Source organism: Devosia equisanguinis (assembly GCF_900631955.1).
In the GTDB taxonomy this organism is placed as follows: domain Bacteria; phylum Pseudomonadota; class Alphaproteobacteria; order Rhizobiales; family Devosiaceae; genus Devosia; species Devosia equisanguinis.
The window spans coordinates 1-16987 of record NZ_UZWD01000008.1 but is presented as its reverse complement, the minus strand read 5'-3'; the positions used below and the strand labels follow the sequence as shown (position 1 = coordinate 16987).

Annotated in this window: 14 protein-coding genes; 8 read left to right on the top strand and 6 right to left on the bottom strand. The window is 61.0% G+C overall.

Annotated features, from left to right (window positions below; all coding sequences use genetic code 11):
* Positions 1 to 34: 34 nt before the first annotated feature.
* From DEVEQU_RS02700 to DEVEQU_RS02685, 4 genes are all read left to right on the top strand, one after another.
* Positions 35 to 799 (top strand): heme ABC transporter permease, encoded by a 765-nt coding sequence (locus DEVEQU_RS02700; protein ID WP_206437775.1) that lies wholly within the window; start codon positions 35 to 37, stop codon positions 797 to 799.
* Entirely contained in the window at positions 796 to 942 is a 147-nt protein-coding gene (gene ccmD / locus DEVEQU_RS02695; RefSeq protein WP_126149037.1) for a heme exporter protein CcmD, read from the top strand. Before DEVEQU_RS02700 ends, ccmD begins: the two co-directional genes overlap by 4 nt.
* Entirely contained in the window at positions 942 to 1475 is a 534-nt protein-coding gene (locus DEVEQU_RS02690; RefSeq protein WP_126149036.1) for a DsbE family thiol:disulfide interchange protein, read from the top strand. Before ccmD ends, DEVEQU_RS02690 begins: the two co-directional genes overlap by 1 nt.
* A gap of 81 nt (positions 1476 to 1556) precedes the next feature.
* A complete protein-coding gene (locus DEVEQU_RS02685) occupies positions 1557 to 1697 on the top strand; it encodes a Flp family type IVb pilin (RefSeq protein WP_126149035.1) in 141 nt (46 codons plus the stop codon).
* An 84-nt stretch (positions 1698 to 1781) separates the two neighbouring features.
* Here the strand turns inward: DEVEQU_RS02685 and DEVEQU_RS02680 are convergent, their stop codons facing one another.
* A complete protein-coding gene (locus DEVEQU_RS02680; protein WP_126149034.1) occupies positions 1782 to 1991 on the bottom strand; it encodes a DUF1674 domain-containing protein in 210 nt (69 codons plus the stop codon).
* Between the two features lie 96 nt (positions 1992 to 2087).
* Here DEVEQU_RS02680 and htpX point away from each other — a divergent pair, with 96 nt between their 5' ends.
* From htpX to purH, 4 genes are all read left to right on the top strand, one after another.
* Positions 2088 to 3077 carry a zinc metalloprotease HtpX gene (gene htpX, locus DEVEQU_RS02675; protein WP_126149033.1) on the top strand — a complete coding sequence of 330 codons (990 nt, stop codon included), beginning with the start codon at positions 2088 to 2090 and terminating at the stop codon, positions 3075 to 3077.
* A gap of 8 nt (positions 3078 to 3085) precedes the next feature.
* Positions 3086 to 4387, top strand: coding sequence for an RsmB/NOP family class I SAM-dependent RNA methyltransferase (locus tag DEVEQU_RS02670; RefSeq protein WP_126149032.1), 1302 nt, complete (start codon positions 3086 to 3088; stop codon positions 4385 to 4387).
* 140 nt (positions 4388 to 4527) lie between these two features.
* Positions 4528 to 6153 carry a heparinase II/III family protein gene (locus DEVEQU_RS02665; RefSeq protein WP_126149031.1) on the top strand — a complete coding sequence of 542 codons (1626 nt, stop codon included), beginning with the start codon at positions 4528 to 4530 and terminating at the stop codon, positions 6151 to 6153.
* Between the two features lie 96 nt (positions 6154 to 6249).
* Positions 6250 to 7833 carry a bifunctional phosphoribosylaminoimidazolecarboxamide formyltransferase/IMP cyclohydrolase gene (purH, locus tag DEVEQU_RS02660; protein WP_126149030.1) on the top strand — a complete coding sequence of 528 codons (1584 nt, stop codon included), beginning with the start codon at positions 6250 to 6252 and terminating at the stop codon, positions 7831 to 7833.
* A gap of 65 nt (positions 7834 to 7898) precedes the next feature.
* Here purH and DEVEQU_RS02655 read toward each other — a convergent pair whose 3' ends face one another.
* The 5 genes from DEVEQU_RS02655 to DEVEQU_RS02635 form a co-directional block, all read right to left on the bottom strand.
* Positions 7899 to 8321: a TadE/TadG family type IV pilus assembly protein gene (locus tag DEVEQU_RS02655; protein ID WP_126149029.1), complete on the bottom strand. Its 423-nt coding sequence runs from the start codon at positions 8319 to 8321 to the stop codon at positions 7899 to 7901.
* 5 nt (positions 8322 to 8326) lie between these two features.
* On the bottom strand, positions 8327 to 8890 hold the full coding sequence (locus tag DEVEQU_RS02650) for a TadE/TadG family type IV pilus assembly protein (RefSeq protein ID WP_126149028.1): 564 nt from the start codon (positions 8888 to 8890) through the stop codon (positions 8327 to 8329).
* A complete protein-coding gene (locus DEVEQU_RS02645) occupies positions 8887 to 10893 on the bottom strand; it encodes a pilus assembly protein TadG-related protein (RefSeq protein ID WP_126149027.1) in 2007 nt (668 codons plus the stop codon). Before DEVEQU_RS02645 ends, DEVEQU_RS02650 begins: the two co-directional genes overlap by 4 nt.
* A 162-nt stretch (positions 10894 to 11055) precedes the next feature.
* Positions 11056 to 12066, bottom strand: a complete 1011-nt coding sequence (locus tag DEVEQU_RS02640; protein WP_164550208.1) for a PAS domain-containing protein — start codon at positions 12064 to 12066, stop codon at positions 11056 to 11058.
* A gap of 559 nt (positions 12067 to 12625) precedes the next feature.
* Complete coding sequence (locus DEVEQU_RS02635) at positions 12626 to 16462, bottom strand: hypothetical protein (protein WP_126149025.1); 3837 nt, start codon at positions 16460 to 16462, stop codon at positions 12626 to 12628.
* Between the last annotated feature and the right edge of the window lie 525 nt (positions 16463 to 16987).

Here is a 16987-nt window from a genome sequence, read left to right as displayed (position 1 = left end):
CCCCGCTGCGGGGACCATGGAGCCGGATGCAAAGATGACCATCAACGACACCACCCCGAAAATGAGCTGGTGGAACCGCCTGGCCCATCCCGGCCAGTTCGTCATCTGGACAAGGCCGCTGCTCTGGCCGCTGGCGGTGCTGACCGCTCTGCTGTTCGCCGCCGGCCTGTGGTTCGCCTTCTTCAATTCGCCAGCCGACTACCAGATGGGTGACACGGTGCGCATCATGTATGTGCATGTGCCCACCGCCTGGCTGAGCCAGTTCGTCTATGGCGCCATGGCGGTTTCGGCGCTGGGCACGCTGGTCTGGCGCCACCCCATGGCCGATGTGTCGATGAAGGCCGCCGCCCCCATGGGCGCTGTGTTCACCGCCATGGCCCTGTTCACCGGCTCGCTCTGGGGTCGGCCCACCTGGGGCACCTTCTGGGAGTGGGATGGTCGCATGACCTCCACCCTCATCATGCTGTTCATCTATCTCGGCATCGTCGCGCTCTGGCGCGCCTTCGACGATCAGCTGCGCGCCGCCCGCATCGTCGCCATCTTTACCCTTGTCGGTGCGGTCAATGTGCCGATCATCAAATTCTCGGTGGATTGGTGGAGCACGCTGCACCAGCCGGCCAGCGTCTTCCGCGCCGATGGTCCCACCATGCCGGGCTCGATCCTCACCCCCCTCTTCATCATGTTCTTTGCCTTCACCTTCCTCTTCATCACTCTGCAGCTTTTGGCCATGCACACCGAAGTGCGCCGCCGCCGGGTGATGACGCTGGAGCGCAAGGCCGCTCGGGGAGATGCACGATGATCGAACTGGGCCAGCATGCCGGCTTTATCATCACCGCCTATATCGGGGTCTTTGCCGGGCTTTTCGCGCTGATCGGCTGGAGTCTTTATGACAGCCGCCGGGTCAGCCGCCGCCTTGCCCAGCTCGAGGGGCGAAAGGACTGATGCGCGTTCTGTTCTTCGCCCTGCCGCTGGTGCTGCTCGCCGGCCTCGTCGCCATTTTCGCTCTGACCATCGACCGCGATGCGAGTCTGGTGCGCTCGGTGCTGATCGACAAGCCCGCCCCCCAATTCGTCCTGCCGGCAGTCGAAGGGCTTGCTGTGCCCGGCTTTGACACCGCCACTCTCAAGGGCGCGCCGACCCTGGTCAATGTCTTTGCCTCCTGGTGCATCCCCTGCCGCGACGAACACCCGCTGCTCGAAGCCATCAAGGACGATATCGGCATCCGCATTTTCGGCATCAATCATTCCGACGCGCCGGACAATGCCCGCGCCTTTCTGGCCGAGCTGGGCAATCCCTATGATGCCGTCGGCGCCGATCGCGACCGGCGCGTCTCCATCGACTGGGGCGTCTATGGCGTGCCCGAGACCTTCCTCGTCGATGCCAATGGCACCATCGTCTATAAGCATGTCGGCCCGCTGACCCAGAAAGCCATCGACACCGAGCTTAAACCGGCCATTGCCAAGCTGGGTGGCTAAGCCGATCTGGAAGCGTTCATCTTCGGTTCAGACTGCGGTCAGCATTGTGGGGTCACTGGTTCTGCGTATCGAGTGACTGCCTTGCCCCTGATTGCCAAATTCCTCTCTGACCAACGCGGTGTCAGCGCCGTCGAATACGGCCTCATCGCCGCCATCCTCACCGTCGCCACCACCTTCGCCGTCTCGGCCGCCGGCTATAATATCACTGATTTCATTGGCTAATTTGGCCGCCAGGCAAGTGTCTGGGCACGATCGGTCCCTCCCCCTCCTCCAAGGGGAGGCTAGGTGGGGGTACCCTTCCAACCCTCAGAAATCAGCCGTCAGCCCCTTGATCTCCCAATCCCCATAGCGCCCCGGCTCCAGCCCCCCACGCCCACCCTTCTCCTTGGGCGCCATGGCCGTCGCCGCATCGATCGCACTGCGCCGCGCCTCGGCCTCGGCCAGTGCCCGCGCCGCCGCTGGGCTCAGCACCTTCGGCATTTCCTCTGCGATTTCAGGTATTTGTTGCTCGCTCATCGCAAATCCGTTTCCGCTGTGATGGATGCCGCTTGCGCGGAACCCCTTGGCACACAACATAGTTGAGGCAAAGATCCAACCCAAGGGGTTCGACCCATGTTCAACGCCTTCCGCACTTTTGTCCTGCTCGCGGGCATGACCGCGCTCTTCATGGTGGTGGGCTATTTCATCGGCGGCCAGTCCGGCATGCTGATCGCGCTGGCCTTTGCCGGCGTGACCAATCTTTTCGCCTATTGGAACTCCGACAAGATGGTGCTGCGCATGCAGAACGCCGTCCCGGTGGAGCGGTCCCGCGCGCCCGAACTCTATGACATGGTTGATGTGCTGTCCCAGCGCGCCGGCATTCCAACCCCCGCCGTTTACGTGATCGAAACTGACCAGCCCAACGCCTTCGCCACCGGCCGCGATCCGAATAATGCTGCAGTGGCAGTATCTTCGGGCCTGTTGCGCCAGCTCGATACGCGCGAAGTCGCCGGCGTCGTGGCGCATGAACTGGCCCATATCAAGAACCGCGACACCCTGACCATGACCATCACCGCGACCCTTGCCGGTGCGATCTCGGCGCTGGCGCAGTTCGGCCTGTTCTTCGGCGGCGGCAACAGCAATAATCGCGACAATCCGCTGGGCGGCATCGGCACGCTGCTCATGGTTTTCCTCGCCCCCATGGCGGCGATGATGGTGCAGATGGCGGTGAGCCGCACCCGCGAATACGAGGCCGACAAGCACGGCGCGCTGATCTCTGGCGATCCGCTGGCCCTGGCCTCGGCGCTCCACAAGATCGCTACCCTGGCCGGCCGGCAGGTCAATGTCGCCGCCGAGCGCAACCCGGCCATGGCGCATATGTATATCATCAACCCCCTCAACGGGCAGCGGATGGACAATCTCTTCTCCACCCACCCCGATACGGGCAACCGCATTGCGGCGCTGCAAAAGCTTGCAGGCGAGATGAGCGTGGACGATAAGGGGCGCCGGCCCCAGCCCCGCCCCCAGTCCGCGTCGAGCGGTCGTGAAATCGGCGGCGGCTGGCGCGTGCCGACCGTGGGGCGCACCGAAGATGATGGCGGAGCGCGCGGTCCCTGGGGATAGGATAACAAGTGGCCAACAAACCCGAACCGGCGGGGCTTTCCCTCCGCCTTGCCGCCGCCCAACGCCTTCGTGCCGTTTTGGGCGGCGAGCATTTTGCGCCCCTATCAACAAGCGATATCGCCGATGGCCGCGACCGGGCCATGGCCAATCGCCTGATCACCACCGCCCTGCGCCGCCATGGGCAGATCGACGTCATCATTGCGGAACTGCTGGAAAAAGGCCTGCCCGCCCGCTCTGGCACCTTCGAGGCGGTCCTGCGCCTGTCGCTGGCGCAACTGGTCTTCCTGCCCGATCTGGGCGCCCACAGCGCCCTGTTTCTCGCCGTCGAAGCCCTCAAGAAAGACAACAAGGCTCGCCATTTGACCGGCCTGATGAACGCCGTGCTGCGCAAGGCGCAGGCCAATTCGGCGCGCTACGGGCTGATGGACGAACGCCTCCTGCTGCCCGAGGCCGTGCGAAGCCGCTGGACATCGGCCTATGGCGAGACCGCGCTCGACGCTTTTGCCGAAGCCCTGATCGAGGGCGCGCCGCTTGACCTGACCTTGCGCGACGACGACGACGAGCTGGTCGAAGCGCTCGGCGCCGAGCGGCTGATGGCCGATTCGGTCCGCCTTGCCAGCCGCGACCGACCCGTTGAAGCCCTGCCCGGCTATGATGCCGGACGCTGGTGGGTACAGGACGCCGCCTCCGCCATTCCCGCTCGTTTGCTGCGTGCAAGCCCCGGGGCCAGTGTACTCGATCTCTGCGCCGCCCCCGGTGGCAAGACCGCCCAATTGGCCAAAGCCGGCTTCGAGGTCTCCGCGCTCGACAGCGATTCGGCGCGGCTGGAACGGCTATCCGTCAATATGAGCCGGCTGGGTTATGCCCCCGAGATCATCACCGCCGATGCCTCCAGCTACCGCGCGGAAACGCCCTTCGATGCCATCGTGCTCGACGCGCCGTGTTCGGCGACCGGCACCTTCCGCCGCCATCCCGAAATCCTTTGGCACCGCAACGCCGCCGATATCGCCGGCCGCGTGCGCCTGCAGCGGGCGCTGCTTACCAATGCCTTTGCCAATTTGGCGGTGGGCGGGAGCCTCATCTATTGCGTTTGTTCCCTCGAGCCCGAGGAAGGCGAAGCCCAGGCCGATTGGGCGCTGGATGCCCTGTCGAGTCTTGAAGCCGACCCCATCGGCACCGACGAAATGGCGGTGCTCACCGAGGCTGTCACCGACAAGGGCCATGTGCGCACCCATCCGGGCCTGGCGCCGGGTGGACGAAACGGTGGAATGGACGGTTTCTTCGTGGCGCGGTTCCGGCGAACGCGATAGGCCATGGCCAAGCCGCTTCGGCTCAGCGAAAGTGACGTGAATTCAGGCGTGGTGATCAAGGCCACGGCAAGGACAGGACTGGTGACAGAGCGCGGCGGACGGATGCCGGCCCGGGCGAAAACCCGGCAGGAGGCATATCGGTGAGCGTGCGGTTAACCTATACCGCGCGCCGGCTGTCGCGTGGCTTGGCCGATAGCCTCGTCACCCAGCCGCTCTTGCGCTGGACCTGGCAGGGTCAGGGCGAGGTCAATTTCACCGGCGACCTGCCCGATTTCCGTCCCTCCGACCGCGAGACGGTGCGCGAGATGATGGCGGGCCGCTACCTGCTCGCTTCCAAGCTGGTGGAAACCGGCGGCACCTCGCCTTTTTCCATCGATATCGACCACCCGGACTGGTGGAACAATCTGCAGGGCTTTTCCTGGCTGCGTCATTTCCGCGACTGCCGCGACCCCGGCGAGCGGCAGTTCGCCCGCACGCTGGTGCTCGACTGGATCGGGCGCGAGGGCCAGTTTGATCGCGACACCTGGACACTGATGCTGACCGCCCAGCGTGTCCTCAACTGGCTTCGGCACCTGACACTGCTGCTTGACGGCGCCACCCCGGAGCAGATGAAAACCATCCAGCGCAATCTGGGCACACAGGTGCAAAGCCTGCGTGTGCGCGGCGGCCTGGCCGACGAACCGGTGGAAGAGCTTTTTGCTGCCATGGGGCTATTGGGCGCCGCCTTGTGTTCTGCGGCCGAAAACACCGAAATCGAAGACAAGCTCATCCGCCTCAACGGCGTCTTGGCGCGGCAGGTCGATGGCGATGGGCTGCATCTGTCGCGCAATCCGCGCCTGCAGCTCAACCTTCTGGTAGATCTTGCCAGCCTGCGCCGCGCCGCCACCCAATATGGCAGCGCCGCCATGGCCGAATTCGCCAATCGCGTCGACCGCATGCATGAAGCGCTCGACGCCCTGACCCTGTCCACCGGCGAGCCCGTCTATTTCAATGGCTGCGGCCAGGTTCCCCATGATGTGCTGGTGGCCGTGCAGGCCCACGGTCCCTCGGCCTCCCGAAGGTCGCAACTGATCGGCGGCTATGGCATTCTGCGCGACGGTGAAAGCGTTGTGGTGGTGGATTCCGGCCTGCGTCCACCATCGGGGTTTGATGGCGAGGCCCATGCTGGGGCATTGGGGTTCGAGTTCGCGCATGGGCGCGAGCTCATCCTGGGCTCCTGCGGCCCGGCCCCATCCGATCTTCCGGAAAGCCGGGCGCTGTTTCGCCAGGCGATAGCCCATTCGGCGCCGACCATCGATGCAGAGGATGCAATGCCGCTCAAGGGGCGGCTCTTTTCGGGCCCGGCTACAGGCCCCGCCATGGATATCAACACGGCCGAACACATGCTGGGCCTCAAGACCAATGGCTATGCGTCCCGGTTCGGCGTCGAGATCGAGCGACACCTGACGCTGATCTCGGGTGGGACGACGCTGGTGGGGCAGGACCGCGTCGTCGTCGCCGGCGACCATCCCAAGGGTCATCTGGCCATCCGTTTTCATCTGGGTCCCGGGGTCACCCCACGCCGGCCGGCCGGCGAAAGCATTGTGCGGCTGACGCTACCGGACGGCTCGGTCTGGTCCTTCCTTTGGGAGGGCGCCAGCCTGCGCCAGGACGACAGCGTGCGCCAATCGGCCTATCTCGGCTTTCACCGCACCCAGCAATTGGTACTGGAGGCCGACATCTCGGCCGATCACGAAGTGGCCTGGATTTTCACCAAGGAACAGTGATCAACCCCTCTGGGGCGCAATCCGTCATTGGCCTTTTACCCGCTTCGTGCTAGCGAGCCGGCAAATTCCTCCACACTTGATGGCGAGACACATCCCATGGGCAAGACGGTACAGGTCGGGCGGGCACTGCTTTCGGTTTTCGACAAATCGGGCATGACCGAATTTGCGAAGGGGCTCGCCGAAGCCGGGGTGGAGCTGGTGTCCACCGGCGGCACCCACAGTCTGATCTCCGAAGCCGGCCTGCCGGTACGCGAGATTTCCGATCTCACCGGCTTTCCCGAAATGATGGATGGCCGCGTCAAGACCCTCCACCCCAAGGTGCATGGGGGCCTCCTCTCGGTGCGCGATAATCCCGCGCACAAGGCCTCGATGGACGAACACGAGATCGGTCCCATCGATCTCGTCGCCGTCAACCTCTACCCGTTCGAGAAAACCGTTGCCTCGGGCGCCAGCTATGACGAGATCATCGAGAATATCGACATCGGCGGCCCGGCCATGGTCCGCTCCGCGGCCAAGAACCACGCTTTTGTCACCGTAGTCGTTGACCCGGCCGACTATCCGGCCATTCTCGAGGCCATCAAGTCCGGCGGTATTCCCTTCGAACTGCGCCAGCGCCTCGCCGCCAAGGCCTATGCCCGCACCGCTGCCTATGACAGCGCCATTTCCACCTGGTTCGCCAGGGAGATCGACTTCGCCGATGTCACCTATCGCAGCTTTGCCGGCACGCTCAGCGAAGTCATGCGCTATGGCGAGAACCCGCACCAATGGGCCGCCTTCTACAAGACCGGTGAAAACCGCCCCGGCGTCGCCACCGCCACGCAGGTGCAGGGCAAGACGCTGTCCTACAACAATATCAACGATACCGACGCCGCTTTCGAACTGGTCAGCGAATTCGATCCCGCCGAGACCGCCGCCGTCGCCATCATCAAGCACGCCAATCCCTGTGGGGTCGCGGTGGCCGGTGACCTCAAGACCGCTTATTTGAATGCGCTGCGCACCGATCCGGTTTCGGCCTTTGGCGGCATTGTCGCCACCAATCGCGAAATCGACGCCGAGACTGCCACCGAGATCGTGAAGGTCTTCACCGAGGTGATCGTCGCCCCCTCCGCCACCCAGGAAGCCCAGGACATCATTGCGGCCAAGAAAAACCTCCGCCTGCTGCTGACCGGCGGCATGGCCGACGCCAAGGCAGAGGGCCTCTTGGTCAAGTCGGTGGCCGGAGGCCTCCTGGTCCAGGGCCGCGACAACAAGAGTGTCGATGATTGCGACCTCAAGGTCGTCACCAAGCGCCAGCCGACAGAACAGGAGCTGGTCGACCTCAAGCTCGCCGCCAAGGTCGCCAAGCATGTGAAATCCAACGCCATTATCTATGTCAAGGATGGCGCCACCGCCAGCATCGGCGCAGGACAGATGTCCAGGGTGGATTCCGCCCGTGTTGCCCATCGCAAGTCGATCGATGCTGCCCAGGCGGCCGGGATCGAGGGCGCGCTGACCCAGGGGTCGGTCGTGGCCTCCGACGCCTTCTTTCCCTTCGCCGATGGTCTTGAAGCCCTGGTCGCCGCCGGCGCCACTGCAGTGATCCAGCCGGGCGGCTCGATGCGCGACGACGAAGTCATCGCCGCCGCCGATGCCGCCGGCATTGCCATGGTGATGACCGGCATGCGCCACTTCCGCCATTAGGGCGGTCCTGGTGGGGTGGAGCGCGACGGCACCCATCCCACAGTCGTGACGGGCTCAAGCGAGATCTAAAGCGCCGACCAATCGAGAAAGCAGGCATTGGCCGAAAAGCTGATCACCTTCTCGAAGGGAAAGACCGAGTCGAACCTGGTGGAGAGCATCACCTCCACGGCGCCTTCCATGTCCTGACATGTGGTATCGGGCGTAACCACAATGCCGTTGGCCTCGAGGCGCACGCCGCGCGCCGCAGCCTGGGAGCGGGCAAACTCAGCCGCCGCTGCCGCAGACGGTTCATTGGCTGAGAGGCATTCGCGCTGGCCGACGCCAAAGCAGCGCGCAGTAGCCCCAGCCACGTCCTGAATGGCCTGCTTGGTCCACCAGGCGCGGCTGAACTCGATGATTCCGAACAGCAGCAGGATGAAGGGCGCGATCAACAGCGCGAACTCGACCGCCGAAGCAGCCCGGCTATCGCCCAGAAATCGCGGCAACATTCGCCTCACTGCAGCGCCGCCGTTGCGGTGACCACGATTTGTCCGCCATCGGACAGGCCATAGCTGAAAAAGAGCGGCGTATAGGGCGCCATGGCCGTGAGCGTCATATATTTGCCGGCACTTCCGCCGGCGGGACAGGCCGAACCGCAGCTGCGCGCATTGCCCCAGGAGATGGCGCCATTGGCGGGACTGGGGCAATAGCAGAGGCCAGCCAAAGCTGCCGTACCGCTTTGCTGCAGGCCACCCGCGGCGCCGCTGGTGCGCGGCCCCCCATTGATGCTGATATTGACCGAACTGGCGTCTCCGGCCTGGCCGGCCAGGATGCGCGCCACCGACAGCGTGAGGCCTGGCGCCGTCTGCGCCGTCACCTCTTGGCCATGGGCCAGTGCATAGCCGGTCGCCGTCGACATCGCTGTCTCGAGCTGTGAACGCACATAGATGAGTGCCCCGAAATCCACCACCGCTGCCAGCAGCATCAGCAGGATTGGCGCCACCAGTGCAAATTCGATGGCCGAAACGCCATTGTCGCGCCGAAGGAAACGGCGGAGCTGGCAACGGAAGCCTTTCATTGCACCAGCACCACCCGCTTTTTGCGGCCGCTGCCGCCCCCTTCGCCCAGGCAATCGGAGGCCGCTGCTGCGCCGCCGGTCAATTCGATGCGCGATCCGATCATCTGCAGGCAGTCGCCGCCGCCACCCGCCAATCCAGAACCCCCGCCCATGGCGATGGGCCCTGTGGGAAAATAGAAGGCGCCGGAGATGCGCGCATTGCTTGCACCTTCGACCAAGCTGGCCCCGGCCGTGCGGCCATCAACCGGCCCGATCACGGCGAGGCCCGCATAGGCGCCGCTGGTGGGGGCCCGCAACACAATATTGCTGTAGCCCGCGCCGACACAAAAGGCCTTGCCGTTGCAACTGCCGGCAGTGCCGACACTTTTGCCGGAAAGAACGAGGCTTACATTATTGGCCATGAGGCTGATCGACTGGCCATCGCAGGTGGCACCGCCGCCACCACTGCTGCCCAGAAGGAATGCCCCATCTATAGTATAGATACCGGCACCGAGCACGACGGCGCCCGAGCCTATGAAGTTTCCGGCAATATCGTGGTGCGGTGCGGCGCTCACGATGAAGCAAGTGCCCCCTCCCCCGCCATTGATATGGCCATGCACGCGGAAGCTGGCGGGATCGTTGCCCGCATCACCCGGCATGGCATCGGCGAGGATAGTGGTGCTGCCACCCTCGAGATCGATGGCATTGCCGACCCCGCTGGTCAATCGAGCCGCACCGATATCGAAGACATTGGTCTGCCCAGCCCCCAGCACCATGCGGGCACCACCGCCGGTTTTCAGCCCGGCAGTGAGCGAGAAGGCACTGGGACCATCGATCGTCAGCTTGCCGCCGGAAAGGGTGCAGATGCTGTAGCTACAGCCGGAGGTATTGGCACCGACGTGAAACCGCCCCTTGCCGAAAGTGGCGGTGCCTGAGGCCACATAGAGGCCCTTTGCAATCACATATTCTCCGGCCGGAAAGCTCGCCGTGCCTTCGATGCGCAGTCCGCCGCTGAATTCGAATCGCTTGCCGGGCTCGGCATTGAGCTCGAGCTTGACGCCGCCGGGTACGGTGAAGGCACCGAAATTATAGACCTTTGCCTGGCCCCCGCAATTGACGATCCACTGACCGCTATAGTCTGCAGTATTGCCAAGCGAGCAGCCGGCCTGGGCCACCTTGTTCTGCATCGATGCACGGGTGGTATAGCCAAAGCTCAGATCCGGGCCGGTCTTGACGACCGGCGTCGTCGGTGGCGTCATGGTCGCGACGCTGGCCAACCGTGCCGTGGCACTGGCGACGCGCGCATTGCCGGCCAGGGGATCGGGCGTCGTCGTCTTGGTGATTGGCGCGGCACCGCCTTGCGGGTCACGGATACCGTTACAGCCATTGGTTGGCGGATTGGTATCGTAGGTGACGCCCTTGGAGGTAATGCTGGTGCCGCAGGGAACGGCAACGCTGGCATTGGAGGCAATGGTGCAATTGGGCGCTGCGATTTGCGTGCCACCCGACAGGACGATACCGGGAAGGTTGCGATCAAGCGCCACGATGCAGGCAGGCGGCGTATTCTTGCCCCCGATTGACGCATAGGAATTGGTCACGATCGACAGTTCCGGCAACGCCCCCAGCAGCGTTCCCAGGACGATGCTCTGTTCCACCGCGATGGCCACATGCACCACCTCGCCCTCGCCGCGCGGCGAGGGGACGAGGCTCACCGTCAGCCGATCGGCAGCAATGCCGTTGAGTGTTGCGACCTGCGCCGCCACGGCTTTCATGCGCACTTCCGAATTGGTGGAGCCGTAATTCACCGCCCCGGCGAAAGCGGCCATATCGGCGACGCGCTGATTTTTCGCCCGCGTGACCAGGCCCTGCCCATATTCAACGGCCAGCGCAGTGCTACCGATCAGCACCGGCAGCAGCAGGGCCGCCAGAATGGCAAAATTTCCTGCCTCGTCGCTATGAAGGCGTCGCCAGGACGCAGCGGCTCTGGAGCGCAGATTTGCAATGAGTGCTCGTAAACCGGACATCGCGCAGTACGGGGCTCCTTGTGTGCCGGCAGGGGCCTGCTGGCACGCTTAGCTTCATCCAGGACGTTGATTTGAACCTCGTGCGGGACGCCGCCGCCAAAGCGCGCCCGGCGCATAGCTAATGCGTAAAAACACTAATAATTCTTCCTGATTGGCAAGATGTTACAACGAGATCGCAATTTTCCCGGTCACGGTATGCTGAAACACCACGCCACCATCACTCAGCGCCGCAACCAACTTGGACATGGTCGCCGGCCGCCGTGTCGACGGGGTGGGATCAGAGGCCTCCTCGATGCGCATGATGGTGGAGACGGAGACGCCGGCCCGCTGCGACAGGATGGGAATGGTCCAGTCGAGCATGGCTCGGGCAGCGCGGATGGTTGCGCCGGTCATTCCGACTATGGCGCTGTCATCGTCTGATCGGGTCACCGAAACCGATGGCTCGGGCAGGAGCCGGGTCACACCGAACCATTCCACCAGCATACCCGAAGCATCGCGCACCGGCATGCGGGCGCTTTCCGCCCAGGCATATTGACCCGGTGCCACAGCGATCCGGCAGCGCACCAATGCCTTGGACGTATCGCTCGACACGGCCTGCATCGCCTCGCGATCATCTGGGTGGATCAGCTCCAGCCAGTCTTGGGTGAGTGCAGTATCAACCGCCACATCGGTGCGATCGGAGCGGAAGACGAGTTCAATCTGCCGGGCATCGGCGGAACTGAGCCAGGCCAGGTCCGGGTCGAAAAATCCCAGCAGGGCCTGCTGCCGCTGCCGCTCCCTGGTCGCGAAGCGCGCCAGATTATCCGCTTCGGTGACGTCGAGGACGCAGATCAGCCAGCCACAGGGGTAGTGATTGGCATCCACCAGCTGCTGGGGCTGCAGGTCGAGCAGCCGCAGCGTTCGATCTGGTCGAACCAGGCGAAAGCGGCGATGAATCGGCGCCGAACCGCGCATCATCTGATGGAAGGCCTCGAAAAGCCTGGGACGGTCTTCGGCGTGAAACAGGTCGGCCATCGCATCGAGCGGCAGCGGTCGCCCGACACTCTCGGTATCGCAGGCCATCACGTGCAGGCCATCCGACCACCGGACCGTGCCATCATCGGTATTGAAAATACCGAAGCCCACCCCGGCCATGGTCTCGAGCGCACGCAGCAGCTGGCGCGATGTCGGCATTGAAGTGGCGTCCGGTTTGCCCTGGACACTGGACTGCCGCGACATCCCGCTCGCTATTCCCGTAAACGTTTTCCCTCCATTGTGAGTAGCGACATGTCCCAAGCCGGGTCAAGCGCCGCAACGCGTCATGGCGATCACTTCTTGAGAGGGAATGGTGGAGCTGAGCGGGCAAACCACCACACCCTGAAAGGCCCGGAAATCCTGGGGCTCAGGTGGCGCTGGGGAACACGATGTCCCCCTTTAATGCCTCACCCTTATCAATGGCAGGATCGGTAGGCAATGGTTGATAAATGAGCACTCCAGTTGTCGGTTGGTATCTGTCTGACTGCTGGCACTTGGTGAGCAACGAGAAGGTCTTAGCCAGTAGCAGCGACAATTGCAGAATGTGGGTCCCCAACAACGGTAGACCTGAGCGGGGCGTCCACCATCGTCTGAGAAGCCCGGATGGCCTGAGTTCTGTAGGATGGGTGGTGAGACAAGTGTCTCACCTGCTAGGCTCACATATGCGAAGTTGGACGCTTCAATCAAGTGCGCAACTCGTCGTAAGCCGTGCCAACGTTCATTCGAAAGTGGCGTTTCTGGTACGCTCTTCTTCTGCTTCTTGCCGCTCCATTCTTGACGCAAGTTCAGTCAGGCGTGCCCGTTGACTAGCGATCGTCTGCTTTAAGCGTTCGTCAGCGTCAGTGTTTAGGCCGTCCAGAATGGGTATGCGCCCCCTTAGCTTGGCCGCCATTGAGCCTGATCCGCCCATGGGCGGTATCCTACTCACGTAGATGCGTAGTATCTGTGACTTGTCCGGTGCGGCGTTGAAAATCGCTCCCGCGATATCCGACAACTGCTTCGTCTCGTTGGTACTTGGCGTGTAGAGCAGGCAAGTCTCAGCGATGAATGAGTATCGGTCATCGGATTGACCGCACCATTGAAGAGTTATTTCTACAGGAAGAAATGACATCGGACGCTGATCACGGTCACTGTCTCGATTGGCAGCTAGAGCGCGAGCAGTATTATAGCTGCCATTTTTGTCTGGCTGGTAGACAGCATTCAATGTCATTTCTGGACGCAGCTTGAAGAACGGCGTTAAGTATTTGCCGCGACGATATGCATAGACCCGGCTGCTTGATGCCTCCCATGAAAGAAGGTTCTTGAGTACCGCCTCGTCAGTGTGAGACGGCGCATTATTTGAAAGTGCAAATGTCAGCAGTTGATCAAGGTGGTGATCATGCATTGTGTCGTTCGTATCAAGGGTGCCGAAGTCCACATCGGAAAGAAATTCGCCCGTAAGCAGCGCTGAATCGCGAACGAATTGATCGCCTTGTTCGTGAGCTGAGTGCACAACCATGCCAAGCAAGTCGATAGCAACATCAAGTCCGTTTGGACGGCTGGCAATTGCTCTCAACAATTCTGCGATGGCCGCAATATCCAAAGGCTCCGTGGCTCTACCCATAGAAAGATATCTGTACTGAAAGTTTGGCGCCAATCCCGCCACAAGGGACTGCATAACTCTGGCAAGACCCTTGCCCTGTAGACCGACTGCACATTGCAGTTCAGGTAGCCAAGGCCCCCAAACTTCGTCAGTTACCGCTTCATCTAGGAAGGCGTCGGCTGCTGCTGGGTCCTTAGAGTGCCAACCCTGTAACAGTCCCCTGATGGGTATCAGCACCACTCTGCCGCTCCCCACCTCCTCTAATGTCCTCCTCGCTTCAGCTAAGAGTTTCGCTGGTTCGTCCAAGCCTATCCCGAGGCCAACGCCAAAACGATGGGTCTTCTCGCTGGCACGGTCCGTCAGTAATTCGGGCAGGAGTTCGGCCCAGGCAGTCGTATCGCTGGAGGCTATTTTCCCTAGTTGCTCGGCTTGGGCTTGCGCCTTCTTGTACCCGGCCATTGGGTTGCTGCTTGCCGCATCACCATCGTCATCCTCTAGTAAGTCAAGTGTGGCCGCCCCTCGTGACAACACTTGCGCACGAATCTGTCCTATCAAATCCCTTGGGGCGAGCAGTATCTCTAGTGCCTGAAGTCTGGGCATCGTCTTTTGCGACGAACTCTTCTTGCTCCAGTAGATCGTCTCGCGAACACCAACCCAACCATCGGGCCAGCCACCATCTGCCGCCAATTCCCTAGATAACGCCTCCAACTCATCCAACATCCCAGCGTCTCGCCATAAGCCGCGAAATGCTCGGCCAAGTACCTGCTTCACTGCATCAGAAACATCGTTTTTCTGGCGCACAATTTCTGTAGCTATGTCTAAGAACTGTCCGTACCAACGTTTTACGTCACTGTACGTTTGCGGTGCCCAGCCGTAGTCCCGTTTGCGGGAACCAAACTCAAAGCTAAACTGAGAACTGAAGTGATCAGTCTCAAAAGCATGACTAAGCGCTTCTAGACCTAAATCTCTGTCCAGTGCCGCTGGGCTCTTAAGTAAAGACAGGACGGTGCTGGCCCTATGTTCAGGAGAGGCATGCGTCCCAGATAAGTGGCAGGTGAAGAGAGAATAAATCGCTTCGTGCGAAGAGTTGTTACGATCTGAGACGCGATGACGCTCGGCAAACGCCCGAAGCACGGCTAGTGAATCGTCAAATTGCGCCGCATCATATGCTAGTGATCTCGCTAGCTGTACGAAGTCCTGCGCATCATATGCGTCAAGCTTAAGTACTTCGGCGCGACCCACTGCCCTGACAAGACAACTAAGAGTTGCAGCCGGGTCGACGGGCGCAACGTTTTTTAGTATCTCTCGACCTAGATTACTCAGCGTCTCAAGCTCATCAAGCCGACCGTTTGGCTTTAGAAATTCTGCGACGATGGCACGTGCTCGGGCTGAGCTATGCAGATAGCCAAGTCTACGAGAAAATGACTTCGCTACTCTGTCCGATGCCTTGTCCAGCATTGCCTCTATCAATTGGCTAGCGGGATAGTTTGCTAGCGACCTGGCGGCCAAGCGGTTTGCAATGGCGTGGGGAAGCACGGCTCGCCACTTTCCGCGTTGCTGCACCAAACCTCGTCTTTGCAGCTCGGCAACGTGCCGGTACATTGATGCGATGGACAGTCCCGCTACTGATGCAATTCTGACCAGTTCTGATGAGTCATCAGTGGATTCGCCGTCGAACGAGTAGACAAGGCTTGCGGCCTCAGCGGCGCTGAGAAGCTCATCGTTCTCAATATGCTTCTGGTGAAATAGGCGCCTGAACAGATCATCATCTGTGAGTTGAGCTAGCTCATTGCTTCGCTCTGATGCGCTTGCCAGTGCAAACGCTACGCGCGCATTTCCGTCAGAAAATTGCGTTACTCGGTCAACATCATGAGCAGTGAGATGTTTGTATCGTCGTACAAGTAGCTCTTTTATGACCGCATCAGATGACCCTTCCAGACGATAGCAACTAGTACCCTCTGGAAGGTCGTCGCGAATATCATATTCGACCGTTATCAGGCCTAGCCTTGAGCCCGGCTTTGCAACAATCTCGCTGAGCCGCCTGTGTAGTTCTTGACTACAGTTGTCAACAACGACGTACGTTTCATGCCCGTTGTCCTTCAAAGCCTCGACCATCGCAGTAGGCTGAGGGTCCACATCGTCTGACAGATCGGCGTAGACTACAGCATCAGGCGATAGATGCTTTGTTCCGGTTTCAACTCGCTCATCGAACAGTGCCTGGACTAAACGGGTCTTCCCAACACCTGAAAGGCCAACCAAACGCACCGTTGCCCCTGAACGCAGGTCGGCTCTTAGCGAATTAATCGCAACAGTGATGTCACTGCCTTCATCTGCATTAGGTACGAAGACCTTGACCTTCTCATCCATCACGTAGGGAGCTTGCGTGTCCTGTTCATGGTAGGCCCATGGACCATAGGGACGCCACCCAGCACGGGCTGCCCCTAGTACGTTCTTCACCCACACGACAATAGAAGGGTGTTGCTCTGCCCAGTCGGCCATGCGGCGGCTGTCAAAGAAATCCAGGTGCACCTTCCCACTCAGGCCATGCTCATCAAGACACTCTTTCATGGCGGTCAAGCGGTCTGACAATGCACTGTCCGAAACACTGTCTCTGGTGGACACGATTATGTAGCTTCCGCCGGTGGCCGCAAAATCTACAATGGAGCGTCGCAATACCCCCTTTGGGGCCATCTCTGGGTCGATCTTCGATGGTGGAAAGATTTCGGCTTTGACCTGATAGCCGATGCGTCTGCTTGGCAGATGCGTAGTAGGATTCGGTAGGTCGTCAGCCTCGAATCGCACATCTATGCCGCCGTCCTTGGCCCTTTGATCACCGCCCCAGGTTGTGTTTGGTTTAATGGCGCCTACCCTAGTTGCTTCGGCTCGACAAAGCCTTGCAACAAGTTCACGGGCCTGCTCGTCGTTCAGTGACTGAATTTCAGTAGCAGTTACTGCAAATAGCGGATGGGTCATCTGTGGCGCCAACAAGTGAAAACGACGAAAATTTTCGTGGGGGGTATCTAACTATAATTCAGGATGCTGAGTCCCCCATACCCCCTACGTTAGCCCTGACCACTTGTTAGTCCCAAGGTCAGCATTGGGGGACCTACAGGGAACTCTGCACAATGACATTAGGGGGAGGGGCTGCACCCATGCGTCGGGAAACGATCTTGGCATGGAAAACTGTGCTGAAGGCAATTGGCAAAGCCAGCCTGGACTCGTACTGCCAACCGATGTCTTAGCCGAAGGCTAGCGATCATAAGGGTATACCCTAGAGTACACTCCAGAGAACTATCCTAGGCGTGTCCATAAGGGTTGACTTGATCTAACGTACACATATATCAACGTACATAACCCATATGTACATCTACGGTATATCCTATGCAGACTATCCTCTATGCGTAAGCGCTAAGCTGACCCCGTCTGTTCAGCCGGTTGAGGCGGCGGTATTTGGCACTCTCTGATTGGTGGGGGTGTCATGTTCTATGTCTGCGACTA